Raw genomic sequence first — 25,431 nt, forward strand, 5'->3', positions numbered from 1 at the left:
TCAGAACTTGTAGGTGCCGGTCAGGCTGGTCACGCGGCCGGTGCCGGGCACGTAGAAGCTCGTGTAGAGCTGGTCAGCATAGATCTTGTTGGCCACGTTGCTGACGTAGAGCTTGAAGCTAAGCTGCTCGGGCACGACGGCGTATTCGGCCATCAGGTCGGCCGTGACGAACTTGGGCGCGTAAATGCCGGCCGGGTTGCGGATGGGCGTCTGGCTGCTGCGCGCGTTCAGGCCGGCGCCCAGGCGCACTTGAGGATGGACCTGGTAGGCCGTCCACAGGCTGCCCGAGTAGCGCGGCGACAGCGACGGGCGCGAGCCCTGCACCTCGCCGGTGTTGACGCTGGAGATGTCGATCTTGGCCACCGGCATCCAGGTGAAGTTGCCGAAGACTTCCCATTCGGGCGTGATCTTGCCGACGACGTCGATGTCCAGGCCAGCGGCGTGGCGCTTGCCGGACAGGGTGACGAGGTTGGTGATCAGCGGGTCGGTGTTGCGCTCGTGCAGCTTGGTGTTGCGGAAGGCGCTGGCGCGCACGCTGAGCTTGCCGTCGGCGCTGTCCCACTTGGCGCCCAGCTCGACGTTGACCGACTTCTCCGGCGGGATGTTCTCGTTGGCCGCGCTCAGGGAATAGGCATCGCCGGAGGTGTTGAACGAGGTGGCGCCCATCAGGTGGAAGGACCATTGCTCATTGGGCTGGAACAGCACGGCGGCCCGCTTGCTGACCTCCGAGATGTTCATGTGCCAGGGCGAGCCGGGCATGGCCAGTGCGGTGGCGGTCGCCGGCGTGGCCGGCACGTCCACCAGCGGGTACACCACCGTCGACGAGAAGGTGTTGTACTGGTGGTAGGTGCCCTTCAGGCTGTCGAAGCGCAGGCCGGCCAGCACCTTCCACATCGGCGCGATCTGGACCATGTCCTGCAGGTAGGCGCCGTAGGCCTTGGACACATAGTCGTTGTTGGTGCGGTAGCTGCGCAGGCTCTCGTCGATGGTGGCGCCGTCGTACGGCGTGCCCACCGTGGTGTTGGGGCGCGTCGGCACGATGCCACCCTGCGTTGCCGGGATCTGCGCGTAGACCTGCTTCTTCTCGTGCGCGAAATCGACGCCGGCCTGGAGGTGGTGGTCGAAGCCCAGGGCCTGGAAACGGCTGCTCAGGTCGCTCTGCGCCGTGACCGTCTGCATGTCCTGCTTCTTGAGCTGCTGGCCGCGGGTGATGACGGTGGCGGGGCTGAGGTTGTCCAGCGTGACGGCCTGGCCGCCCGGCTGCAGGTTGGCTGCAGCGAAATTCCACAGCGTGGCCCGCTGGTCGCGGCTGTAGTTGGCGGCGCGCACCTTGGTCACCAGTTCGGTGTCCTTGGAGAAGCGATGCGTGTGCGTGAGCATGCCGTAGTAGGCCGTGCCCTTGTTGAAGTCGCTGGCCAGGCCGTAGTAGGCGTCCGGGTCCATCTTGGTGTTGACGCCATTGGCGTAGGGCGACGTGGCCGTCGGCCGGATCCAGCGCACACCGTAGTTGATGCCGTTGTCGTTCTGCAGGCCGTACAGCGTGATGCCGAACTCGTCGGTCTCGTCGACGCCGAGGCGGTAGTTGACGCCGATGCCGCGCTTGTCCACCTTGGAGCCGGCGCCGTTGCTGTCGGCGGTGTTGGTCATGGCGCTGACGCGCAGCGCCGAGTTCTCGCCGGTGCGCTTGTTGAAGTCGGCGATGGCGCGCAGGCTGGCATGGCTGCCCATCGTGACGTCGATCTGGTTCTGGTCGGCGAGCTGGGCCTGCTTGGTCACCTGGTTGACCGCGCCGCCCGTGGAGCCGCGGCCGAACAGCAGCGAGGCCGAGCCGCGCAGCAGTTCCACCTTGTCGAGGAAGAAGGTGTCGCGGTCGTAGAAGGCCGGGTCGCGCATGCTGTCGATAAAGATATCGCCGGTGCTTTGCAGCGAGATGCCGTGGACCTTGATGTCCTCCTCGCCGCCCTCGGCAGCCTGGAAGGTGATGCCGGCGGTGTTCTTCAGCACCTCCTTGACGTTGCCGTAGTTGCGGTCGTCCATCAGCTTTTCGGTGATGACGGTGAGGGACTGCGGAATGTCGCGGATGTCCTGCTTGCCCTTGCCGATGCGGGTTTCGGTGGCCTGGTAGGCGTCCTTGCCTTGGGGCTCGGCGCTGGCCTTGAAGCGCACGGTGGGCATCACTGTGTCTTCCTTGGTGGGGGAGGTTTGGGCCAGTGCGGCCGAGGCCAGGCCGAAGCCGGCGGCCAGTGCGCCCAGCGGCAACAGCGCCGGGGTCGTCTTGTTCTTGCGGGACATGGATTGCTCCGAGGGATCGTGAGGAATAGGCGTGGCTTTGCCCACGGCGGCCTCAGGGCCGCCCACGGCATGGCTGGTCAGGGGAAGGGTGGGGTCAACGGTCGAGTTCGTAGGACATCGGTGTGATGACCTCCCACTCGATGGGCTGGCCGTTCTCGGTCTGGGGGGCGAACCGGGCGGTGCGGATGTCTTGCAAGGCCTGCTCGTCCAGGCGCGCGAAGCCGGACGATTTCGCGAGCGCGACCTCGCGTGGCAAGCCGTTTACATCCACCACCACGCGCACATGCACCACGCCAGACTCCTTGAGCCGCTTGGACATCAGCGGCACCGTCGAGCGCGGCTCGCGCACGTAGCGCACGGCGCTGGCCGGGATGCGCTTGAGCGCCGGCGTGGCCACCGGGGCGGGCGGCGGCACCACCTGCGCAACCGGGGCAGGCGCCGGCTGCACCTGCGCCGGCACGGGCGGCGGCGCGGGCAGGGCGGCCACCACCAAGGCCGGCGCGGGCGCCGTGGCCACGGCAATCACCGGCGGCTCGATCAGCGGCGGCGTGGGGGCCTTCATGTCAGGCAGCGCCACGGGCGGGCGGGGCTGCGGCTTGGGCGGCTCGGCCGGCGCCATCAGGCGCACCACCACCGGGGCCATGCGCGCCACCGTGCGCTTCACGGCCTGCCCCTGGCTCAGCGCCCAGAACGCGAGGATGTGCAGCGCCAGGATGCCGGCCACCGCCCAGCGCTGACGGCCCGGCGGCGTGGCCAGGTCGGCATAGCTCGGGCGCTCCGTCACGCGCAGCGCCACCGGCGCGGCGGCGCTGGCAACCGGCTGGGGGGCGACGAAGTGCAGGGGTTTCACGGCGTGGGCGATCAGCATCGATGGAAAAATCTTAACACGAATGCGAACGATTCTTATTTGATGTTCGTCATGCGGCTGGCCGATGCGGCGCCCGCGCCACGGCCAGGCCCAGGGCCGGCCGATATGCTCCCGGCCATGAAAACCCTTGTGCGATGGATGCTGCTGGCGGCCGCCCTGCTGCTGGTGGCGCACCTGTACCCCGGCGTGGTGGTCACCAGCTTCAGCGCGGCGCTGATTGCGGCCCTGGTGCTGGGCCTGCTCAACACCCTGCTGCGCCCGCTGCTGGTGTTGCTGACCCTGCCCGTGACGGTGCTGAGCCTGGGCCTGTTCCTGTTCGTGATCAACGCCCTGATGTTCTGGATGGCCGCGTCCCTGTTGGACGGGCTGGCCGTCACCGGCTTCTGGGCGGCGCTGATCGGGTCGGTGATCTACAGCCTGTGCGGCATGGTGATCGACGTCGTCATCGAACGCCTGTTCCCGGCTGACTGAGCCTCACGCCTCACGGCACGGCCCCCCGGCGGGCGCAGCCACGCCGCGCGTCCAGCCGTGCCTGCAGGTTCGGCTTCGCCCCGTTTGCCAGGAAGTCTGGAAGTGCCCCTCGACGGCGCGGCCGTCAGGCGATCGGGGGTGGTCTTAGTTCGGCAGTTCCACGTCCGGCGGGATGTAGCGGCCCTTGTACATCTCGGCCAGCATGGCCTGGCGCTCGTACACCAGCGTGCGCAGCCGGGCGTCGATGACCGAAGCCTCCACCTGGTCGGCCTCGGGTCGTCGGGATTGCCGCAGGCCGGAGCGCAGGCGGTCGATGGCGCCGTTGAGGTCGCCCGCCGCAGCATGCACCTCGGCCTGGGCCCGCACGGCGCGCAGGGGCTGGTCCAGCTGTTGCCAGATCAGGGCTAGCTGTGCCCAGGCGTAGGAATCCTTGGGCTCCAGCGACACGTGCGTTTGCAGCGCGTCCGCCGCGTCGCGCAGCGCCCCCGGGCCGGCGCCCGGCGCCAGGGCCAGGCCCACGCGTTGCAGCAGCAGCGGGCGTGACTTCTCGCCTTGCAGCTGCGCCAGCGCCGCCACGCCTTCCATCGGCCGGCCACGGGCCTGGGCCAGCTCGGCGCGCAGGTAAATCAGCAGCCGGCGTGCGGCGGTGGCTTCCGGGGCGCTGGGGTTGAGGAGTTGCAGCGTGGTCTCGGCGCTGCGCAACGAGGCCTCGGCGCGCTCGAAGTTGCGCAGCTTGATGGACGCGAGCGAGGCGGCGTAGCGGGCGCCGAGTTGCTCGTAGCCGCCGCTGTCGCGCAGCACGCGGGCGCCCGCGTCGTAGTTCTCCAGCACCTGCCAGGCTTCCACGCGCGGGTCCATCAGCACGCGGGCCCGGGCGGCCATCAAGGCGTGTTCGGCAATGCCGCGCGGGCGGGCAAAGGGCTCCAGCGCCAGGCGGGTGCGCGCGTCGCCAATGCGCTCGCTGGTCAGCGGGTGTGAGCGCAGGTACGGGAACGAGCCGTTGTCCATCAGGTGGTAGGCCTGGTCCATGCGCTCGAACATGCTCACCATGCCGCTGCCGGCAAAGCCCGCTTCCACCAGCACGTTGAAGCCCACGCGGTCGGCCTCGCGCTCCATGTCGCGCGAGAAGTTCAGCGACATCTGCGTGGCCGCCGCCTGCCCGCCCACGATGCCGGCGTTGGCCAGGTCGATGTTGCCGCGCGTGGCCGCCAGCACGCCAAGCAGCAGGCCGGCAATCGCGATCATGCTGTTCTTGGAGTCCCCCGCGATGCGCCGCGCAATGTGCCGCTGCGTGACATGCGAGATCTCGTGCGCCAGCACGGAGGCGAGCTCGTCGCGCGACACCGTCATCGCGATCAGCCCCAGGTGCGTGCCCACGAAGCCGCCGGGCAGCGCAAAGGCGTTGATGCTCTTGTCCTCCACCAGGAAGGACTCCCACGCAAAGCGGGCCTGGATGTCGTCACCCACATGACCCAGCTTGCGCGAGGCGGCCACCAGCGGCTGGAAGATGCCTTCCATGTATTCCTGCAGGATGGGGTCCTGCACCACGGCGGGGTCCAGCCGGATGGAGCGCATGTAGCGCTCGCCCAGCTGCCGCTCGGCGCCCACGTCCAGGTCTTGAGAGACCGAGTCGCCCAGCGCGGGCAGGTTGACCTGCGCACTCAAAGGGGCCCCCGGCAGGGCCAGCGTGGCGGCAGCCAGCAGGCTGAGCAAAGGGCGTTGCAGCAACTTCTTCATCGGGCAGCGGCGGGGTGCGCCGGGAACGCTTCAGCAGACAGACTCCTATGATGCCTGCAACACCTTGCCCCAATGTTTCCAGGCATGAAGGCGCTCGGCGCCCAGCCGCGCATCGCTGAACGCGTGCGCCGCTGAGCGGTCGCCCGAGGCGACGGCGATGTGTGCGGCATCCCGCCGCCAGCCCATCGCCGGCGCGTGCCGACCCGCCACAACCGATGCACGACATGAGCCACCCTCTCACCCACTTCGACACCCAAGGCCAGGCCCACATGGTGGACGTCTCGGCCAAAGCCGAGACCCATCGCGTGGCCGTGGCGGCCGGCGAGATCCGCATGCAGCCGGCCACCTTTGCGCTGATTGCCGGCGGCACGGCCAAGAAGGGCGATGTGCTGGGCTTGGCGCGCATCGCCGCCATCCAGGGCGCCAAGCGCTGTAGTGATTTGGTGCCCTTGTGCCACCCGCTGGCCATCACCCGCGTGGCGGTGGAGTTCGAGCTCGACGAGTCAAGTCACCGCGTGCACTGCCGCGCCCAGGTCGAAACCCTGGGCCGCACGGGCGTGGAGATGGAAGCCCTGTGTGCCGTGCAGGTCGGCCTGCTCACCATCTACGACATGTGCAAGGCCGCCGACCGCGGCATGGTCATCAGCAATGTGCGGGTGCTGGAGAAGCAGGGCGGCAAGAGCGGCGTGTGGCACGCCGAGCCCGACCCCGCCTGATCAGCGCAGGCGCCGCCAGTCGCGCACGTCCGAAGCCGGCTGGCATTGCGGCATGGCGCCGCTGGCCGCCGCGGTGAGTGAGGCCGCCGTGGGGCAACTGGCGAACCAGGTGTCGCCCGTCGGGTTGCGGAACTCTCGCAGCCGGTCGGCCAGGAAGCGTGCGCCGTCCACATCGCCCACAGCCTCCAGCGAGCGGGACCAATGCATCATCAGCCGCGCATCGATCAGGCTGAAGGCGGTGCGGCGCGTGGCGTCCAGCGCGGCTTGGCCGGGGGGCAGGCTGGTGGCGGCGGCGTAATCGGCCTGGTGGCTGAAGAACACCGAGTGCTGGCCCGCGGCAATGCGCCGGCTCAACGGGGCGTCGTCCGCGGCCGGGGCGTAAATGGCCACGATGCGTTGGTAGTCCCACACTGCGAACAGGCTGCCGGCCATCAGCAGGCCGCCCACCCACTGCCAGGGCGCGGGTGAGGTCGCCGGGGCGTCGTCAGCTCGCGCCGGCAACGCCAGGCCCAGCGCAAAGCAGGCCGGCAGCAGGAAGTAGGCGTACCAGAGCGGGTACTCGAGCAGGCTGTGCAGGCCGATGGCCAGCACCAGCATCAGCGCGGCACGGCGCAAAGGCGCCTCAGGCCCCGGGCGCGCGGCACCGCGCCAGGCTTGCCACAAGCCCCAGCCCAGCAGCGCCAGCACCGCGCCGGCCCAGGGCAGGCCGAGCTCCACGGCCAGCTGGGAGGGCAGGTTGTGCGTGTGGTCGAAGAAGGCGATCGGCCGGTTGGGGAACGGGGTCAGCGTCCAGGCGAAATTGAATTCGCCCCAGCCCACGCCCAGCCAGGGGTTGGCGCGCGTCAGCGCCCAGGCGTCGTGCAGGATCGCCAGCCGCGAGGGCGAGCCGGCACCTTCCGACAGGCGCGAGGCCGCACCGAAGGCGTGCCCCTCGGCGGACCACTGCGCCATCAGCCACCAGCTCAGGCCCAGCATCACGGGCGTGGCCAGCAGGGCCAGACGCGCCGGGCGGGACAGTTGACGGTCCACCAAGCCCCAGAGGGCCAGCATCGCCACGCCGATGAACCCGGTGCGCGAGGCGCTCAGCACCACGGTGAACACGCAAGCAAACAGCAGCGGCGCCAAGGCAGCGGCCGGCGCGCGGCGCCGCTCGGTCAGCCACACGGCGGCCACGGCGGTCCACATCATCAAACTGGCGAGGTGGTTGGGTTGGCGCAGGTTGCCCACGCCGCGCCCCGGGATGCCCGAGCGGGCGATGAGCGTGCCGTCCGCCCACTCGGGCGCAAACACCTGCACGGCGCTGATGGCAATGCTGGCCCCGCCGGCCAGCAGCAGGCCCCAGCAGAATGCGTCAGCCACCCACGGCCGGGTGGCGGCAGGCAGACCCTGGGCCAGCAGAAACACCACCAGGCCGGCCAGAAGAATGACGGCCGAGCCCAAGGCCAGGGACGAAGGCAAGCCGCGCCAGAACAGGGACACCCACGGAGCCACGCACAGCAGCACCAGGGCCAGGCCGGCCGGCGTGGTCAGCCCCGCCCGCCAGCGCGGCAGGAAGCGCGCGCACACCGCCAGCGCCAGACCCCAGCCGGCCAGGGCCAGCAATTGGTTGTACAGCGTGGCGGCCGGCGTCTGGTTGAAGGCCACCAGGGGCGGCAGGCCGGTGGCCAGGGCCAGGCACAGGCTGGCCGCAGGGCGATGGGGGGCAGGGGTGGCAGCGGACATGGGCGCGCATGATGGCACGCGCCGTGCGGTCAGCGCGTCAGGGGTGGGGCGCCGGAGTTGCGGGCGTTGTGGCAGGTGTTGTGGGGTTGGCCGGGCCGATCTGCCCATGCGACCAAAAGCGCGGGCGTGGCCCATCGCCAGGGAAGGCGCGTTTCACGTCTTGGAGGTGCTCGGGCAGGCGGATCAGTTCCGGCAGCGTCTGCACGAGCAGCGCGCCCGTCAGCAGCAAAGGCAGCCCATGCCAGCGGCGCACGGCTGGTGTCGGGGCGGTGGCGGTTTCGGTGGTGGTTTCGGGGGCGGAGGTCACCCACCAAGCCCAGCTGAAGCCGATCAATGCGGCCAGCCAGGTCTGGCTCACGGGCATCACCCACAGGCCGGAGAACCAGCTGTCCACGAACACGCAGGCCCAGGCGGCCAGCACGGCAGCGCCCAGCGTTGCAGGCTGGCCCGCCGAACTGCGCTGACGGCGCCAGGCCGCCCGAGCCAACATCGCCAGCAACAGCGCGGCGAGCAGCGTGGCGGGCCAACCCCATTCCGCCAGCCATTGCAGCGGTTCGTTGTGGGGGTGTGCCGCCTTGGGATGGTTGCCCATGGCGTAGTGCATGGGTCCCGCGCCCAGCCAGGGCGATCCGATGGCCATGTCCCACGCGCGAATCCAGAGGCTGAAGCGGGAGTGGTCGCTGGCCAGTTCCACCGGGCCGGCGTCTCGGGCCAAGCCGGCGGCTTGGGCGAGTCCGCCGGACCACCCCTGAAGCAGCGCGGACAGCACGGCACCGAGGGCCAGGCTGCCGCCCAACACCCCCAGGTTCGGGCGCGCATTGGCCTGACCGCGGCGCCAGCACAGGCCCCACACCAACAGTGCGGCGGCCAAGCCGAACAGGCTGCCCCGGCCGAGGGTGATCCACAGCAGCGTGGCACTGGCCACCAGGCCTGCGCCGGTCAGCAGGCGCCCGAGCGCACTGCGGAACTGCAGCACCCCAAACGCAGCCAGCGGCAGGGCGACCGTCTGCACATGGTTGAGGTAGCGCCGGTTGGCAAAGCCCGGCAGCGGCATGTCGGCCGCGATCGGCAGGCCTTCGGTGGCACCCAGCACCGCCATGCCCAACACCGGCACGGCGTACACCGCCACGGCCAGCGCGGCCACCTTGGGCAGCAGTTCCAGCGTCTGCCGGCCTTGAGACGCCAGCACCGCGCCCACGGCCAGCAGGCTGGCGAGGTTCAGCACCTCGCGCAACCCCATCGCCGGATTGGCCGCCAGCGCGCTGGACAGCACGCCCAGCGCCGCCAAGGCCGCTGCCCCCCAGGCCATGCGCGAGGACAACGCCGGCACCGGGGCCTGCAGGGCCACCGCAGCCAGCAGCGGCATGCACAACAGTTGCAGCACCCGGGCCCCGTCGTAGGCCAGCAGTCCGGGCGTGACCACCGGCAGGAGCAACGGCACGCCCAGCAGGTAGGCCGCCATCAGGGCCAGCAGGGGTGATGGCAATCGAGACGGCGCGGCGTGTGGGGGCATGGGTACGTGGCGGCTGTCGCTGGGGTGGGTGCCGGGGTGGGTGCTGGGCGCGAAAAGCACAAAGGGCCCGAAGGCCCTTTGCGTCAGCTGAATCTAGATCAGGTGAACGACTTGGTCAGCGAATCACGCGTGGCTTGTGGGATCGTGCCGGTGAAGGTGGCAACAAACTTGATGCGAGCCGGGTCGGTCAGGTCAGGCGTCAGGACGATGGTGCTGGCGCCGCTGTTGCCCATGGCGTTGGCGGGAATGTTGGCGGTGATGGCGCCGTTGCTGACGGCCACCGACGTGATCAGCGGGGTGGTCATGGAAGCCGGGATGCCGTTGGTGCTCAGATTGCAACCCGTGTTGGTGCCGGTTTCCTGCGTGCAGATGGCCACAGCCTTGACGTAAGCGCCCAGGCTCGTCACAACGGACGCGGCCTTGGACTTCGAGGTGTAGTCGCGGTACTGCGGAATCGCCACGGCAGCCAGGATGCCGATGATGGCTACGACGATCATCAGTTCGATCAGGGTGAAGCCTTGTTGAGCACGGGTGCGCAGATTCATCGTTCAACTCCAGAAAATGTGGCGACGGGATTCAAGGGGAAGGGGAAGCGCTCGGCCCGGTGATGGGGCGCTGCATTCCCATCGGGAGCCGCGTCGGGTTGACTGGGCTCTCACAAAAGGACAAGGGCCCGAAGGCCCTTGCGCTTGGATCGAGAGATCGATCAGGTGAACGACTTGGTCAGGGAGTCCTGGGTCGCTTGCGGGATCGTGCCGGTGAAGGTGGCAACAAACTTGATGCGAGCCGGGTCGGTCAGGTCAGGCGTCAGGACGATGGTGCTGGCGCCGCTGTTGCCCATGGCGTTGGCAGGAATGTTGGCGGTGATGGCGCCGTTGCTGACGGCCACCGACGTGATCAGCGGGGTGGTCATGGAAGCCGGGATGCCGTTGGTGCTCAGATTGCAACCCGTGTTGGTGCCAGTTTCCTGCGTGCAGATGGCGACGGCCTTGGTGTAAGCGCCCAAGCTGGTCACGACGGACGCGGCCTTGGACTTCGAGGTGTAGTCGCGGTACTGCGGAATCGCCACAGCAGCCAGGATGCCGATGATGGCCACGACGATCATCAGTTCGATCAGGGTGAAGCCTTGTTGGGCGCGTGCTTTCAGGTTCATGTCAGTACTCCAGCAAAGTGAGTGGTGGGTGGGAACACGCTCCTTGAATGCAGGGGGCGTGCCAGCTTTTTGGACGAGGTCAGCCGTGGAAAAGCACACGGATTCCGGGCCAGTTGGCGGGTGGACTGACAAAAAGCGTCACATCGGGGCTGACGCGTTCTGTCAGCGGTCGGCCAGCTGCCGAAAAACGTCAGCCGGGATGGTGGGCATCTGTTGCTGGATGTGACAAAAACAAAGGCGCCCGAACGGGCGCCTGGTGGGGCAAACGGCGGGCCAGAGCGGCCGGTGTCCAGGTTCACAGGGCCATGCAGTCGCCCGCGTTCAGGGCCGTGATGCAGTGCGGGCTTTGCAGTGCAGCGACGCCTTGCATGACGGCCTCCACTTCGCCCGGCTTGATGTGCGTGATGCGAACGTCCACGCTGCCGCCCAGCTGGGCGAGTTCGTGGCCCAGCTCTTTGGGGCAGAGGTGTTGGCTGACCTGGGCGAGCCGCTCTTCTTCGTCGCTGAAGGCGGTTTCGATCACCAGGTGCGACAGGCGCAGTTGCGCCAGGCGTTGCCACAGGGCCGGGTTGGGGCCGGTGTCACCGGTGTAGACCCAGTGGGCATGGCCGCGGTCGGGGCCGGCATCGACCGCAAAGCCGACGGCCGGCACGGTGTGGGCGGCGGGCAGCACTTCGATGACGCGGCCATCGAGGTTCAGGCGGTCGCCGGTGCGGAATTCATGCAGCGACAACACCGGGGCCTCGCGCGTGGGCAAAGCGGTGAAGTCGGGCCAGATCACGCCGTTGAAGATGTTGTCGCGCAGCGCCGCCAAGGTGTCGGGCAGGCCGTGCACCTGGATGGGCGGGCGGCGGGCGGCGGAGCGGATGCGCAGCACGGCGTCGGCCAGCAGCGGGATGCCCAGCACGTGGTCCAGGTGCGAGTGGCTGAGCAGGATGTGGTCGATGCGGGCCAGGGCGTCCAGGGGCAGATCGCCCACGCCGGTGCCGGCGTCGATGAGCACATCGTCGTCCAGCAGGAAGGCGGTGGTCTTGTAGCCGGCGGCGATGGCGCCGGAGCAGCCCAGGACGCGGATGTTCATGCGAAGCGTGGCTCGATGTGGGCCCACGCGAGGCGCGGGGCGGAGCCAAGAATGTACGCAGGGCCGGAGGCCGCTGACCGGTCGGATTACCGGGTTGGACCTGTCGTGTGCGTGAGGATGTCACACGGGCGGCAGCGCGCCCGCAGGTGCCCAGGGCGGTGCCGGCGGCGCGGGTTGTCAGCCCTGGATGAATTGCATCTGCGTGCCGGCCAACTCGATCAGGTCGCCGGTGCGCAGTGCAATCGATTCGCCGGTCAACGGGATGCCGTTGACGCTCGGGCGGTGCGTGCCTTCCACGTGGGCAAACACGTAGCCCGTGGGGCGCTTGGTGATGGAGGCAACCTGCACGCCGGGCTTGCCCAGCGTGGTGACGACCTTGGTCAGCGCCACTTCGCGGCCGGCCGCAGCGCCGGTCAGCACCTTGATGGAGGCCGGGCCGATGGTGGCCGCACCCAGGGCGCCGTACGACGACGTGACCCCGACCGCCGGGCTGACGCTGGGCGGCGTGCTGCCCGGCTTCAGGATCATGGTCTTTTCGTAGTCGCCGCCATCGCTCAGCAGGAACTTGATCTTGTACTTGCCGATCTCGACCGTGTCGTTGTCGGCCAGCAGCTGTTTCTTGATCGCCTTGCCGTTGATGTAGGTGCCGTTGGTGGAGTTCAGGTCTTCAATGAAGACGTCGGCGCCCACCATTTGCAGCACGGCGTGCTCGCCACTGACGGCCAGGTTGTCGATGACGATGTCGTTGTACGGCCGCCGACCCAGCGTGGTCTTGTCTTTCGTGATCTGGACGTCCTTGATCACGACGCCGTCGAGCGAAACCACCAGTTTGCCCATGTATGACCTCAAGTTCTGTTGTGCGTGCCGCGACTTTTCAGGTAGCTGAATCTTTGCCAGCCCGGCGACCGAACGGCCACCAGCTGCGGCTTTCGGTGCGCTGGCGGCCCTCATGCCGGGCAAGAATGATGGCGATGTTATCGCGGCCGCCGTGGTCATTGGCCGCGTTGATCAGTGCATGAGCGGCCTGGGGCAGGGCCTGATTGCCATGCAGGAGGTTCGCCATGCTGTCGTCGTCCAGCATGTCCGACAGGCCGTCCGAGCACATCAGGTAGGTGTCGCCGGGCTGGACTTCGTGCAGATGCGTCTCCATGAGCACCGTGTCTTCCACGCCCACGGCGCGGGTGACGAGGTTCTTGTTGCTGGAGAACGCGGCCTCTTCCACGGTCAGCAGGCCGGCGTCGATCTGCTCCTGCAGCAGCGAGTGGTCACGCGTGATCTGCATGAGCCGGCCGCCCCGGTAGCGGTAGGCGCGCGAGTCACCCACATGGCCCAGCAGCAGGCCTTCCGGGCGGAAGACGCCCAGCACGAGCGTGGTGCCCATGCCGGCGTAGCGGGGGTTGGTGTTGGCCGAGTTGAAGATGGCGCGGTTGGCGTTGTCCACGCAGATGTCCATCGCCCGCTTGACTTCCGCCGCGCGCGCCTCGCGGCCGCCGTCCTTCAGCCAACGGCCCAATTCCGTGCACACGAAGCTGGTGAGCATCTGGCTGGCCACCTCGCCGGCGTTGTAGCCGCCCATGCCGTCGGCCAGCACCATCAACCCGGCGGCCTCATCAAGGGCCACCGAGTCTTCGTTGTTGTCGCGCGCACGGCCCACGTCGGTGGCGCTGAAGAACTCCAGGGTCATGGGACTTGAGGGGGATCAGACGGCGGGCCGCCGGTGGCAGAAGACCGAGGATTCTGCCCTGCTTCGCCGGCCTGAAGCCGCAGTGTTTGCGCGAAGGCACCGCCCGTGCGCGACGACGCCTGCGGCGCAGTGGGTTCGGCCTGCAAGTCCATCACGAGCACGGCGTCCAGGTCGCGGGCCATTTGTTCACCGGAGGCATAGCGCAACTCGGGGCGCTTCTCCAGCGCCACGGCCAGCACCAGGGCCAGTGACTCGGGCAGGCTCGGCCGGTGGGTGCGTACGTCGGGGGCGGGCTCGGTCGCGATCTGCTGCATCAGCCGGGCCATCGATTCGCTTTGGTGCGGCAGGGTGCCGGTGAGCAGCTGATACAGCAGCACGGCCAGGGAGTAGAGGTCGCTGCGCCCGTCCACGGCGAGGCCCGCCAGTTGCTCGGGCGACATGAAGGACGGCGTGCCTAACACCAGGCCTGTGCGGGTTCGGCTGCCATCGCCCACGCGGGCGATGCCGAAATCCATCAGCTTGAGGCTGCCGTTCACCCGATCCAGCATGACGTTGGCGGGCTTGATGTCCCGGTGCACCACGCCCTGGCTGTGCGCGTAATGCAGCGCCCGCGCCAGCCGTGCGCCCAACTGAACCACTTCTCTGACAGGCAGCAGCTGGCCGGGGCGCGTGAACAGGCTCAGGTCGCGGCCGAGCACGTATTCCAGCGCGATCCAGGCGTCGTTGCCGTCCTGGCCGGCGTCTACCACCTGCAGGATGTCGGGGTGCTCCATCGCGCGCGCAGCGCGGGCTTCCCGCATGAAGCGGTCGCGCACATCGGCCAGGTCGTCGGCCGAGAACTCGCGGCTCAGGGCCAGCCGCTTGATGGCCACCTGCCGCCCGGTGGAGCGTTGGGTGGCCTTGTAGACGATGGCCATGGCGCCGCGGCCGATTTCGGCGCCCAGCTCGAAGTCGGCCAGGTCCGGTGGTGGGTTGGTGCCGCGGGTGCGCGACCGGGGCGCGGTGCGCGCGGCGGCGGAGGCGTCTGTCGGGGCGGCCGGCGGTGGGGGCGGAGAGGTTTCTGCCGAGTCGTCAGCGCGCGCGATGCGGCCTACCAGGCGCTGCCAGAAGCCGCTGGTTTTGCCGGGAGTCTCGCCTTGCGCCATAGGCGCGATCTTAGGCGGCGCCTGCCTTCTGACGCCGGGCGCGGGCGAGCCCGAGTGCGACCACCGTCACGGCCCCCAACAGGCTGACGGTGTAGTCCAGGTCGTGCAGGTGGGCCTGGACCCAGTCATGCACGAGCACATCGGTGGTGGCCATTTCGCCGGCCACAAATCCGAGCAGGGCTGCCCCCAGCGTGATGATGGCCGGCACGCGTTCCATGAGCTTGAGCAGCACCGTGCTGCCGAAGATGATGAGCGGGATCGACAGGCCCAGGCCGACGGCCAGGAGCACCGGACGCATCGGCGCGGGCGCCGCACTGGCGGCGGCGGCGATGGCCACCACGTTGTCCAGGCTCATGGCGAGGTCGGCCAACAGGATGGTGCGCACCGCCGCCCACAGGCCGCCGGCCTCGCGCACCTGGGCTTCTTCCTCGCCCTGGCTCATCAGCTTGATGCCGATCCACACCAACAACGCGGCGCCCACGAGCTTGAGCCCCGGCAGTTGCAGCAGCTCGATGGCGAACAGCGCGAGCAGCACCCGCATGACGATGGCCGCGGCCGCGCCGCCGATGATGGCGTGGCGCTGCTGGCGCGGCGGCAACTGCCGGGTGGCCAGCGCGATCACAACGGCGTTGTCGCCTGACAGCAGCAGGTCCGCCCAGACGATCTTGAACAGGGCAAACCAAACGCTGGGGTCGAGGTGATCCATGGGGGCTATGAAATGAAAAAGCCGTCGGCAACGCCGACGGCTTGGACACGGGGCTGAGCCCGGATTACAGCAGGCCCTTGAGCAGCTTGCCCATCTCAGACGGGTTGCGGGTGATGGTGAAACCGCACTCTTCCATGATGGCCAGCTTGGCGTCGGCCGTGTCGGCGCCGCCCGAGATCAGCGCGCCGGCGTGGCCCATGCGCTTGCCCGGAGGGGCGGTGACACCGGCGATGAAGCCCACGATGGGCTTCTTCATGTTGGCCTTGCACCAGCGAGCGGCTTCGGCCTCGTCCGGGCCGCCAATCTCACCGATCATGATCACGGCGTCGGTGTCCGGATCGTCGTTGAAGGCCTTCATCACGTCGATGTGCTTCAGACCGTTGATCGGGTCGCCACCGATGCCGACGGCCGACGACTGGCCGATGCCCAGCTCGGTCAGCTGCGCCACGGCTTCATACGTCAGCGTGCCCGAACGCGACACGACGCCGATGCGGCCCTTGCGGTGGATGTGGCCCGGCATGATGCCGATCTTGATTTCTTCCGGCGTGATCAGGCCCGGGCAGTTGGGGCCCAGCAGCAGCGTGCGCTTGCCGCCGGCGGCTTCCTTGGCCTTCATTTTGTTGCGCACTTCCAGCATGTCCCGGACGGGGATGCCTTCGGTGATGCAGATGGCCAGGTCCAGGTCGGCTTCAACGGCTTCCCAGATCGCAGCGGCAGCACCGGCGGGCGGCACGTAGATGACCGACACGGTCGCGCCGGTCTGCGAGGCGGCTTCCTTGACGGTGGCGTAGATGGGAATGTCAGAGAACTTCTCGCCCGCCTTCTTGGGGTTCACGCCCGCGACGAACGCGTTCTTGCCGTTGGCGTAGGCCTGGCAGCCCAGGGTGTGGAACTGACCGGTCTTGCCGGTGATGCCCTGGGTGATGACCTTGGTGTCTTTGTTGATGTAGATCGACATATCTCTTACTCCTGGGCGTTAGGCAACGGCGGCGACGATCTTGGTGGCCGCTTCGGCCATCGTGTCGGCGGCGATGATGGGCAGGCCGGATTCGGCCAGCATCTTCTTGCCCAGTTCTTCGTTCGTGCCCTTCATGCGCACGACCAGCGGCACGCTCAGGTTCACGGCCTTGCAGGCGGTGATGACGCCTTCAGCGATGGTGTCGCACTTCATGATGCCGCCGAAGATGTTCACCAAGATGCCCTTGACGGCCTTGTTCTTCAGCATGATCTTGAAGGCCTCGGTCACCTTCTCGGCCGTGGCGCCACCGCCGACGTCCAGGAAGTTGGCCGGCTCGCCGCCGAACAGCTTGATGGTGTCCATCGTGGCCATGGCCAGGCCGGCGCCGTTCACCAGGCAACCGATGTTGCCGTCCAGGCTGATGTAGGCCAGGTCGAACTTCGAAGCTTCCACTTCCGCCGGATCTTCTTCGTCCAGGTCGCGGTAGGCGACGATTTCGGGGTGGCGGAACAGGGCGTTGGCGTCGAAGTTGAACTTCGCGTCCAGGGCCATCAGGTTGCCCTTGCTGTCACGGTTCAGCGGGTTGATTTCCACCAGCGACGCGTCCGTGTCCATGTAGCACTTGTAGAGCTTGGCGAACAGGTCGACGGCCTGGTCGACCGTGTGGCCTTCCATGCCGATGGCGGCTGCAATCTTCTTGGACTGCTCGGTGGTGATGCCGGTCAGCGGATCGATCACTTCGGTGACGATCTTCTCGGGCGTGCTGTGGGCCACCTCTTCGATGTCCATGCCGCCTTCGCTGGAGGCGATGAACGCCACCTTCTGCGTGGCGCGGTCGGTGACCAGCGACACGTAGAACTCCTTGCCGATGTCCGCGCCGTCTTCGATGTAGAGGCGGCGAACCTTTTGGCCTTCGGGGCCGGTCTGGTGCGTCTTGAGCTGCATGCCCAAGATGGCTTCCGACTTTTCCTTCACGTCGTCGATGGTCTTGGCGACCTTGACGCCGCCGCCCTTGCCGCGGCCGCCAGCGTGGATCTGCGCCTTCACGACCCACACGGGGCCGCCCAGCTTCTGCGCCGCTTCAACGGCTTCCTGCACGGTGAAGGCGGGGATGCCGCGCGGCACCGGCACGCCGAATTGGCGCAGGATTTCTTTGCCCTGATATTCGTGGATTTTCATGGGTGGGTCTCTCGGGTCGGGAAGTCAGGAAGCAGTCGTGCTGGCATCAGGCGTTGCCTGATGCCAGCGGGGGTAAAAGCGGGCCACCGTGGCGCCATCGCGGCGCAGCGCGTGGCAACGGTCCAGCTGAAAAGGGGGCGCGCCGTCGCTGTCGCCTTCGCGCGTGTCGATGACGGAACCGGCCAGGGCCTGGATGACGGCGGTGGGCAGCACCAGGCTGAGCTCGGTCAGGTGCGTGCAGCCGCGTGTGCCGGACAGTCGCTCCTGCACGCCCTGGCGAAAGCCGTTCATCAGGTTCAGGCCGACGAGCCGTGCGTAGGCCTGGCCGTGTTCGTTGCAGGCGCCGGGGTAGGGCATCCAGCGCGTTTCGGAGCGCGCAGCGGTGACGGTGAGCGAGCTGTCGACCGTCAAGTGCAGGTGCATCTCGTGGATGGGGTCGCCCGCTTTGCGCGGCACGCCGGCCAAGGGCACGTCGTGGGTTTTGGTGTCCGTCAGGGAGGCTTCAACGTCGAACTGGCCGTCATCACGCGCGAACACCTGCACATCGAAGGCGCGGCGGTGAAGCGGGCGGCGCGAGGTGGACGGGTTGGCGGCTGACATGAAGCGGGGATTGGCGGGACCACCCGGGCGATGCCGGGACGGGAGTTTTCCGGCGTTTTTTAGACCGTGACGGACGTTTGCAAGCGTCGATCGGCGGGCTGTAACCGGGTGAACCCTCATTTTTGGGCAGCCGGCAATGTAGCACGGAGGGTGAAAAGTGCCCGTTGCGCTCAGTCAAGCGAGGCCGGCGATCGCAACAAACGCCGCACGACGTCTGGTGAAAACCCGCGGGCCAACAGGAAACGCGTCTGTTTCGCCTGGGCGGCGGCGTCTCGATCGGGTTCCGGGCCGAAACGGCGCAGCCACACCTCTCGGGCGCGGGCCTGCTCGCTGGCTTTGAGGTCGGCGGCTTGGTCGGCGTCCAGCTTGAGGCCGTGCTGTGCCAGTTCCTGCTGGATGCGCTGCGCGCCAAAACGCTGGGCGCGCAGGTGCACGCGAGATTCGATGAACCGGGATTCGCTGAGGTAGCCGTCTCGTGACAGGGTGTCCAGCAGCGCGTCGACCGTGCATTCGGCGTCCTCGGCGTCCTCGGCGTCCCCGGCGTCATCGCCCAGGTCCGCCGTGTCGTCGGGTGGTGCCAAGTGACTGGCTTCCGCCGCCGCCGCAGCTGCTGCTGCCAAAGCCCGCGCCCGCCGTTCGATGGCGAGCAGCTTGCGCCGCAATTCCAGCCGGCTGTGCTCCCGCTGGGCCAGCAGCGCGATGGCGCGGGCTTTCAGGGACAGCGGGGGGCGGCTCACGGTCGGCAGCGGTGTGGAGGGGGGGGGCGGCGTCAGCCGAGGGCTGCCGTGCAGGCGGGTGTGCAGCACTGTGCTGCGACCCCGTGGAGGGTCGAGGACGGGCAATGAGGATGCGGCCGGGAAGCTCCCGGCCTGGCCTCACTCGCCGTCGTGGCCCTCGCCGTCACCCAGCAGCGACACGCCCACGGCCGCGCGGATCTTGTTCTCGATTTCGCGGGCGATGTCGGGGTTCTCGCGCAGGAATTCGCGCGCGTTGTCCTTGCCTTGGCCGATCTTTTCGCCGTTGTAGGCGTACCAAGCGCCGGACTTGTCGACCACCTTGGCCACGACGCCCATGTCGATGATTTCACCTTCGCGGCTGATGCCTTCGCCGTAGAGGATGTCGAACTCGGCGGTCTTGAACGGGGGGCTGACCTTGTTCTTGACGACCTTGACCTTGGTCTCGGAGCCGATGACCTCTTCGCCCTTCTTGATGGAGCCGATGCGGCGGATGTCCAGGCGCACGGAGGCGTAGAACTTCAGCGCATTGCCGCCGGTGGTGGTTTCAGGCGAGCCGAACATCACACCGATCTTCATGCGGATCTGGTTGATGAAGATGACCGTGCAGTTGGTCTTCTTGATGGTGGCGGTGAGCTTGCGCAGGGCTTGGCTCATCAGGCGGGCTTGCAGGCCGGGCAGGCTGTCGCCCATTTCGCCTTCGATTTCCGCCTTGGGCGTGAGCGCGGCGACCGAGTCGACGACGATGAGGTCCACGGAGCCGGAGCGCACCAGCGCGTCAACGATTTCCAGGGCCTGTTCGCCGGTGTCAGGCTGGCTGATGAGCAGGTCTTGCAGGTTGACGCCCAGCTTTTGGGCGTACTGCACGTCCAGGGCATGCTCGGCGTCGATGAAGGCGCAGGTGCCGGCGAGCTTCTGCATTTCGGCGATGACCTGCAGGGTCAGCGTGGTCTTGCCGGACGACTCGGGGCCGTAGATCTCGATCACGCGGCCGCGCGGCAGGCCACCAACGCCCAGCGCGATGTCCAGCCCCAGCGAGCCGGTGGAGACGACCTGGATGTCTTCGATGACCTCGCCTTCACCCAGGCGCATGATGGAGCCCTTGCCGAATTGCTTTTCGATCTGGGCGAGGGCGGCCTGCAGGGCCTTGGCTTTTTCGGTGTTGAGGGCTTTGACCGGGGCGTCCATGCGTATCTCCGTGGGGAATGGCTGAATTATGGGGCAATCTGTATGTTTGTACAGTATTTTGTCCCCCGAGCTGCGGCAGCGCGCGGCGTCAGGATTGAGGAGAGTGTGCCGGCCAGGTGGCTCATGCGATGAGCCAGGTTTGCGATGGCGCAAGTTCGGTGTCGGCCACGGCACATAACATCGGCGCAGGAGACAAGACCATGCGCATCCTGATTGCAGAAGATGATCAAGTGCTGGCGGACGGGTTGCTGCGGGCGCTGCGGGCGTCCGGCTATGCGGTGGACCGGGTCAGCAGCGGCACCGAGGCTGATACGGCCTTGGCCACCCATGAGTTCGATCTGGTGATCCTGGACCTCGGGCTGCCCCGGCTGCACGGGCTGGAGGTGCTGCGCAAGCTGCGCGCGCGGGGTTCGACGATGCCGGTGCTGATCCTGACCGCGGCCGACAGCGTCGAGCAGCGCGTGAAGGGCCTGGACCTGGGCGCTGACGACTACATGGCCAAGCCTTTCTCGCTGCAGGAGCTTGAGGCCCGCGTGCGCGCGCTGACGCGCCGCGGCCTGGGCACGGCCAGCAGCATCATCAAACACGGGCCGCTCAGCTTTGATGCCACCGGCCGGGTGGCCTACATCAACGAGCAGATGCTGGAGTTGTCGGCGCGCGAGTTGTCGTTGCTGGAGGTGCTGCTGCAGCGGGCGGGCCGCCTGGTCAGCAAAGACCAGCTCGTGGAGCGGCTGTGCGAGTGGGGCGAAGAGGTGTCCAACAACGCCATCGAGGTGTACATCCACCGCCTGCGCAAGAAGATCGAACAGGGGCCCATCCGCATCGCGACGGTGCGCGGCTTGGGCTACTGCCTGGAAAAGATCGCGTCGTAAATGCCGGTGAAGGACGGCGCCACGCGCCAGCAGGGCTCGCTGTTCGGCGAGATCTTGGATTGGATGCTCGCGCCGCTGCTGTTGATCTGGCCGATCAGCGTGGCGCTGACCTGGCTGGTGGCGCAGGGCATTGCCAGCCGCCCGTACGACCGCGAACTGGGCGAGATGGCCCGCAGCCTCGGGCTGCAGGCCGCGTCTGCCGCGCCGCTGGCGCCCAGCGCCAAGGGCAAGGACCGGTACGCCCTTGCGCCCGAGGCTGCGGCGCTGCTGCGTGCCGATGCGTCCGACACCGTGTACTACCAAGTGTTGGGCGTGCGGGGTGAACTGCTGAGCGGGGATGCCGCCTTGCCGGTGCCGGCGGAAGATGCGCCCGTGGTGCCGTGGGAGCTGCACTTTCGGGACGACGAAGTGGGGGCCGAGGCGGTGCGCGTGGCCTACCTGTGGGTGTCACCCGAAGGGGAGGCCGGGTCCAGCCGCATGCTGCTGGTGCAGGTGGCCGAGACGCTGGGCAAGCGAGCGCGACTGACCAACGAAATCATCAAGGGCGTGATCCTGCCGCAGTTCGTCATCCTGCCGTTGGCGGTGCTGCTGGTGTGGCTGGCGCTGGCGCGTGGCATTGCGCCGCTGAACGAATTGCAACGGCGCATCCGCTCGCGCGAAAGCTCTGACCTGTCGCCCATCGACGAGCGCCGCGTGCCCGACGAGGTGGCGCCCCTGGTGCAGGCCATCAACGACCTGCTGACGCGGCTGGACTCGTCCATGAGCCGGCAAAAGCACTTCCTGGCTGATGCGGCGCACCAGCTCAAGACGCCGCTGGCCGGCCTGCGCACGCAGGCGGAGCTGGTGCAGCGCGAGATCGATGCGGGCCGCTCGTCGCCGGATGAACTCAAGCGCTCTTTGTCGCAGATCGCCCGCGCCAGCGAGCGGGCGGCGCACATGGTGAACCAGCTGCTGTCGATGGCGCGGGCCGAGGATGCCGAGCACGCCATGCGGCGGGAGCCGGTGGACTTGTCGGACGTGGCCATCGACACCGTGCGGGACTTCGTGCCCCGCGCGCTCGAGCGCCGCATCGACCTTGGCTACGACGGCGTGGTGCCGGACGAAAGCCGCCTGCGCGTGCTGGGCCAGCCGGTGCTGCTGGGCGAGTTGGTGCGCAACCTGGTCGACAACGCCTTGCTGTACACGCCCGCCGGTGGTGTGGTCACGGTGCGTGTGGTGGAAGACCCGTTCGGCCAGGTGGTGGTGTTGCAGGTGGAGGACACCGGCCCCGGCATCCCGCCGAGCGAGCGGGAGAAGGTGTTCCAGCCGTTCTACCGATCATTGGGCAGCGGGGTGGAGGGCTCGGGCCTGGGCCTGGCCATCGTGCAGGAAATCGTGCAGCAGCACGACGCGGAGCTGGGCCTGGACGACACGCGGGTGCGCCGGGCCGCGGGCGGCGAGTCGCCGGATGGGCAAGGGCCGGGGGCGCGGTTCACGATCCGGTTCCCTGCCGTGCCAGCCGCGGTGGCGCTGCCCTGAGCGACCACCTGGGGCTGCAGCCCGGAGCAGCCACCCGACGCCACAGCCCGACGCTGAGCAGGGTCAGGTCTTGACCAGCTTCTTGGCCCGCGAGATGGACATCAGCAGGCCCAGGCTCAGCCCCAGCGTCACCATGGCGGTGCCGCCGTAGCTGATGAAGGGCAGCGGCACGCCCACCACCGGCAGGATGCCGCTGACCATGCCCATGTTCACGAACACGTAGGTGAAGAAGCTGAGCGTGACTGCGCCGGCCATCAGCCGTGTGAACAGCGTCGGCGCGTCGGACGCGATCATCAGCCCGCGCAGGATGAGCGCCGTGAAACCCAGCAGCAGCGCGAGTGCGCCCATCAGCCCGAACTCCTCGCCGAAGGCGGCAAAGATGAAGTCGGTGGTGCGCTCGGGAATGAACTCCAGGTGGGTTTGCGTGCCCTGCATGAAGCCCTTGCCGGTCATGCCGCCGGAGCCGATGGCGATCTCGCCCTGGATGATGTGAAAGCCCTTGCCCAGCGGGTCTTTGCTCGGGTCCAGCAGCGTGCACACGCGGTGCTTCTGGTACTCCTTGAGCAGCATCCATTGCACGTCGGGCTCGCAGATGTGGTCTTCACTGGCCACCAGCGCCACGATGCCTGCAGCCCCGAGCACCATCACCGGCAGGATCAGCTTCCAGGGCAGGCCGGCGAAGAAGATGACGTACAGGCCCGCGGCCAGCACCAGCAGGCCGGTGCCCAGGTCGGGCTGTTTCGCAATCAGCAGGAAGGGCAGCAGCAACAGGCCGAAGGCGGCGATGAAGTCGGGCCAGCGCAGCAGGCCTTCGCGCTTCTGGAACCACCAGGCCAGCATCAGCGGCGTGGCCAGTTTCAGCAGTTCCGACGGCTGGATCTGTGTGATGCCGATGCTCAGCCAGCGTGTGGCGCCCTTTTTGGTGACGCCGAACAGGGCCGTGGCCACCAGCAAGGTCACGCCGAACACATAAAGGGGAATGGCCACGGCCATCAGCTTTTGCGGCGGCACCTGGGCCACCAGGAACATCAGCCCCAGCGCCAGCAGCATGTTGCGGGCGTGGTCCACAAAGCGCGTGCCGTGGTCGTAGCCGGCGGAGTACATGCACAGCAGGCCCCACGCGCACATCCACAGCACCGCCAGCAGCAACGGGATGTCGAAATCGCTGAGCCAGGGGCGCAGGCGGCTGAGCAGGGGCGGGCGCTCGATGACGGTCATCGTGAAGCTCCGGAGGCCGGGCGCGGGGCTGAGGCGGGCGCTGAAGCCGACGACGCGGCGATGGCCGCGCTCGGCAGGGTTTGGCCGGGCAAGGGCACGTCGGCGGCGCGGCGCGGCGCACCCACGGGGGCGAAGGACTGACCCTTTTGGGTGAGCGCAATGTCTTCCTCGCTGGGGTACTGGCCCATCAGCAGGTAATCGAACACGCGCCGGGCGATCGGGGCGGCCGAGGCCGAGCCCCAGCCTGCGTTTTCGACGATGACGGCCAGGGCCACCGTGGGCTTGTCCAGCGGCGCGAAGGCGACGTAGAGCGAGTGGTCGCGCTTGCGTTCGTCGGCCTTGATGCTGCTGTACTTCTCGCCAGCCTTCAGGCCGATGGCCTGGGCGGTGCCCGTCTTGCCGCCGCTCTGGTAGCCCGCGCCCAGGAACACCTGGCGCGACGTGCCCTCCAGCGTCACGCCGTTCATGGCGTTGCGGATCACGTCCACATCCGCCGGGCGCAGCGGCAGCGGCTCCCGGGCATCGCTGGCCACGCGGCGCTGCTCGTGCTTCACGACGTCTTCGATCTCGCGCACCAGGCGCGGCTTGAAGCGCTGGCCGCCTGAGGCGATCGTGGCGTAGGCGTTGGCCATCTGCAGCATGGTGAAGTTGTTGTAGCCCTGGCCGATGCCCAGCGAGATGGTCTCGCCGGCGTACCACTTCTGCTGCTCGGGCCGGCGGAACTTCTTGCGCTTCCACTCGGTGGAGGGCAGGTCGCCGGTCACCTCGCCCTGCACATCGATCTCGGTCTTGCGGCCCAGGCCGAACGGGGCCAGTTGGTCGTGGATCAGGTCCACGCCCATCTCGTTGGCCAGGCTGTAGAAGTACACGTTGGACGAGCTGACGATGGCCAGGCGCATGTCCTTGGGGCCGGGCCGGTCGGTCTCGGGGCTGCCGAAGGTGCGGCCGCCGAAGCTGTAGGTCAGGTTGTCCATGATGACCGTGCCGGGGGCGCGCTTGCCGCTGTTCAGCGCGGCCATGGCCATCAGCGGCTTGAACGTGGAGCCCGGCGGGTAGGTGCCGCGCAGGGCGCGGTTCAGCAGCGGCTTGTCGATGTCTTCGTTCAGCTCGCGCCAGCTGTCGGCGTCGATGCCATCGACAAACAGGTTGGGGTCGAAGGTGGGCTTGGACACGAAGGCCAGCACCTCGCCGTTGCGCGGGTCGATGGCCACCAGCGCGCCCCGGCGTTCGCCGAACAGCTGCTCCACCAACGCCTGCAGCTTGATGTCGATCGACAGGTTCAGCGTGTTGCCGGGCGTGGGCGGGCGGTGGTCCAGCCGGCGCACGGCGCGGCCGCCGGCGCTGGTTTCCACCTGCTCGAAGCCGGTGGCGCCGTGCAGTTCCTTCTCGTAGGCCTGCTCCAGCCCCAGCTTGCCGATGTATTCCGTGCCCCGGTAGTTGGCCAGGTCGTCTTCGTCCCAGTCGTCCATGGCCTTTTTCTCGGCCTGGTTGATGCGGCCGATGTAGCCGATCAGGTGGGCGCCCACGTCGCCCAAGGGGTAGCTGCGGAACAGCCGCGCCTTGATCTCCACGCCGGGGAAGCGAAAGCGTTGCGCGGTGAAGCGGGCCACTTCTTCGTCCGTCAGCTTGGTGCGGATGGGCAGCGAGTCGGTGTGCTTGGCTTCGTCCAGCAGGCGCTTGAAGCGGCGTTTGTCGCGCGCCTGGATGTCCAGCACCTGGCCGAGGGCCTCGATGGTGCCGTCCAGGTCGGTGACCTTCTCGGGGTTGATCTCCAGCGTGTAGGCCGAGTAGTTGCTGGCCAGCACCACGCCGTTGCGGTCCTTGATGAGCCCGCGGTTGGGCACGATGGGCACCACCGCGATGCGGTTGGACTCGGCCCGCTCGGCAAAGCTGTCGTACTGCACCACCTGCAGCCACACCAGGCGCGCCACCAGCAGCCCGAAGCAGAACAGCACGAAGGCGCCCGCCGCCCACACGCGCACACGAAAGCGCGACAGCTCCTGGTGGAGGTTTTTCAGGACGACCATCTGGTCAACCCCTCGGGCGCACGGCCGCCCGAAGGCCGAGGGACGCACC

Annotated in this window: 23 protein-coding genes; 4 read left to right on the plus strand and 19 right to left on the minus strand. The window is 68.0% G+C overall.

Going from position 1 to position 25,431, the window contains the following annotated elements; genetic code table 11:
• Positions 1–2,292 carry a TonB-dependent receptor gene (locus ACG01O_RS11715; protein ID WP_394384718.1) on the minus strand — a complete coding sequence of 764 codons (2,292 nt, stop codon included), beginning with the start codon at positions 2,290–2,292 and terminating at the stop codon, positions 1–3.
• Between the two features lie 94 nt (positions 2,293–2,386).
• Complete coding sequence (locus ACG01O_RS11720) at positions 2,387–3,160, minus strand: TonB family protein (RefSeq protein ID WP_394384719.1); 774 nt, start codon at positions 3,158–3,160, stop codon at positions 2,387–2,389.
• Between the two features lie 117 nt (positions 3,161–3,277).
• Here ACG01O_RS11720 and ACG01O_RS11725 point away from each other — a divergent pair, with 117 nt between their 5' ends.
• A complete protein-coding gene (locus ACG01O_RS11725; RefSeq protein WP_394384721.1) occupies positions 3,278–3,631 on the plus strand; it encodes a phage holin family protein in 354 nt (117 codons plus the stop codon).
• A gap of 144 nt (positions 3,632–3,775) precedes the next feature.
• Here ACG01O_RS11725 and ACG01O_RS11730 read toward each other — a convergent pair whose 3' ends face one another.
• Positions 3,776–5,368 (minus strand): M48 family metalloprotease, encoded by a 1,593-nt coding sequence (locus ACG01O_RS11730; protein ID WP_394384723.1) that lies wholly within the window; start codon positions 5,366–5,368, stop codon positions 3,776–3,778.
• A 224-nt stretch (positions 5,369–5,592) separates the two neighbouring features.
• On the opposite strand from ACG01O_RS11730, the gene moaC reads away from it, so the two are divergent.
• Positions 5,593–6,084 carry a cyclic pyranopterin monophosphate synthase MoaC gene (moaC, locus tag ACG01O_RS11735; protein WP_394384726.1) on the plus strand — a complete coding sequence of 164 codons (492 nt, stop codon included), beginning with the start codon at positions 5,593–5,595 and terminating at the stop codon, positions 6,082–6,084.
• Here moaC and ACG01O_RS11740 read toward each other — a convergent pair whose 3' ends face one another.
• The 14 genes from ACG01O_RS11740 to recA all read right to left on the minus strand — a co-directional run bounded on the left by ACG01O_RS11740 (position 6,085) and on the right by recA (position 19,747).
• On the minus strand, positions 6,085–7,806 hold the full coding sequence (locus ACG01O_RS11740; RefSeq protein ID WP_394384728.1) for a PglL family O-oligosaccharyltransferase: 1,722 nt from the start codon (positions 7,804–7,806) through the stop codon (positions 6,085–6,087). It abuts the gene before it with no gap.
• A gap of 37 nt (positions 7,807–7,843) precedes the next feature.
• The gene (locus tag ACG01O_RS11745; RefSeq protein WP_394384730.1) at positions 7,844–9,319 is read right to left on the minus strand and encodes an O-antigen ligase family protein; all 1,476 of its coding nucleotides are present in this window, start codon (positions 9,317–9,319) and stop codon (positions 7,844–7,846) included.
• Between the two features lie 98 nt (positions 9,320–9,417).
• Positions 9,418–9,864, minus strand: a complete 447-nt coding sequence (locus ACG01O_RS11750) for a pilin (protein ID WP_394384732.1) — start codon at positions 9,862–9,864, stop codon at positions 9,418–9,420.
• A gap of 161 nt (positions 9,865–10,025) precedes the next feature.
• On the minus strand, positions 10,026–10,472 hold the full coding sequence (locus ACG01O_RS11755) for a pilin (RefSeq protein WP_394384734.1): 447 nt from the start codon (positions 10,470–10,472) through the stop codon (positions 10,026–10,028).
• 295 nt (positions 10,473–10,767) lie between these two features.
• On the minus strand, positions 10,768–11,553 hold the full coding sequence (locus tag ACG01O_RS11760) for an MBL fold metallo-hydrolase (protein ID WP_394384736.1): 786 nt from the start codon (positions 11,551–11,553) through the stop codon (positions 10,768–10,770).
• A 177-nt stretch (positions 11,554–11,730) separates the two neighbouring features.
• Positions 11,731–12,390 (minus strand): FHA domain-containing protein, encoded by a 660-nt coding sequence (locus tag ACG01O_RS11765; RefSeq protein WP_394384738.1) that lies wholly within the window; start codon positions 12,388–12,390, stop codon positions 11,731–11,733.
• A gap of 37 nt (positions 12,391–12,427) precedes the next feature.
• Positions 12,428–13,237, minus strand: a complete 810-nt coding sequence (locus ACG01O_RS11770) for a Stp1/IreP family PP2C-type Ser/Thr phosphatase (RefSeq protein ID WP_394384740.1) — start codon at positions 13,235–13,237, stop codon at positions 12,428–12,430.
• Entirely contained in the window at positions 13,234–14,382 is a 1,149-nt protein-coding gene (locus ACG01O_RS11775; protein ID WP_394384742.1) for a serine/threonine-protein kinase, read from the minus strand. Before ACG01O_RS11775 ends, ACG01O_RS11770 begins: the two co-directional genes overlap by 4 nt.
• Positions 14,383–14,392: 10 nt before the next feature.
• Positions 14,393–15,088, minus strand: a complete 696-nt coding sequence (locus ACG01O_RS11780) for a TerC family protein (protein ID WP_394384743.1) — start codon at positions 15,086–15,088, stop codon at positions 14,393–14,395.
• Positions 15,089–15,152: 64 nt separating this feature from the next.
• On the minus strand, positions 15,153–16,046 hold the full coding sequence (sucD, locus tag ACG01O_RS11785) for a succinate--CoA ligase subunit alpha (RefSeq protein ID WP_394384744.1): 894 nt from the start codon (positions 16,044–16,046) through the stop codon (positions 15,153–15,155).
• A gap of 18 nt (positions 16,047–16,064) precedes the next feature.
• Entirely contained in the window at positions 16,065–17,225 is a 1,161-nt protein-coding gene (gene sucC, locus ACG01O_RS11790; protein WP_394384746.1) for an ADP-forming succinate--CoA ligase subunit beta, read from the minus strand.
• 24 nt (positions 17,226–17,249) lie between these two features.
• Complete coding sequence (locus tag ACG01O_RS11795) at positions 17,250–17,825, minus strand: DUF2889 domain-containing protein (RefSeq protein WP_394384748.1); 576 nt, start codon at positions 17,823–17,825, stop codon at positions 17,250–17,252.
• A gap of 170 nt (positions 17,826–17,995) precedes the next feature.
• Entirely contained in the window at positions 17,996–18,562 is a 567-nt protein-coding gene (locus ACG01O_RS11800; RefSeq protein WP_394384750.1) for a regulatory protein RecX, read from the minus strand.
• Between the two features lie 138 nt (positions 18,563–18,700).
• Entirely contained in the window at positions 18,701–19,747 is a 1,047-nt protein-coding gene (gene recA, locus ACG01O_RS11805; protein ID WP_394384752.1) for a recombinase RecA, read from the minus strand.
• Positions 19,748–19,947: 200 nt separating this feature from the next.
• On the opposite strand from recA, the gene ACG01O_RS11810 reads away from it, so the two are divergent.
• Complete coding sequence (locus ACG01O_RS11810; protein WP_394384754.1) at positions 19,948–20,619, plus strand: response regulator; 672 nt, start codon at positions 19,948–19,950, stop codon at positions 20,617–20,619.
• Positions 20,620–22,137: a sensor histidine kinase gene (locus ACG01O_RS11815; protein ID WP_394384756.1), complete on the plus strand. Its 1,518-nt coding sequence runs from the start codon at positions 20,620–20,622 to the stop codon at positions 22,135–22,137.
• Between the two features lie 63 nt (positions 22,138–22,200).
• Here the strand turns inward: ACG01O_RS11815 and rodA are convergent, their stop codons facing one another.
• Positions 22,201–23,355, minus strand: coding sequence for a rod shape-determining protein RodA (rodA, locus tag ACG01O_RS11820; protein WP_394384758.1), 1,155 nt, complete (start codon positions 23,353–23,355; stop codon positions 22,201–22,203).
• Positions 23,352–25,382 carry a penicillin-binding protein 2 gene (gene mrdA / locus ACG01O_RS11825; RefSeq protein WP_394384760.1) on the minus strand — a complete coding sequence of 677 codons (2,031 nt, stop codon included), beginning with the start codon at positions 25,380–25,382 and terminating at the stop codon, positions 23,352–23,354. The genes rodA and mrdA overlap by 4 nt, the downstream gene beginning before the upstream one ends.
• Positions 25,383–25,431 lie beyond the last annotated feature (49 nt).

Source organism: Pelomonas baiyunensis (assembly GCF_043555935.1).
Classification (GTDB): Bacteria; Pseudomonadota; Gammaproteobacteria; order Burkholderiales; family Burkholderiaceae_C; genus Pelomonas; species Pelomonas baiyunensis.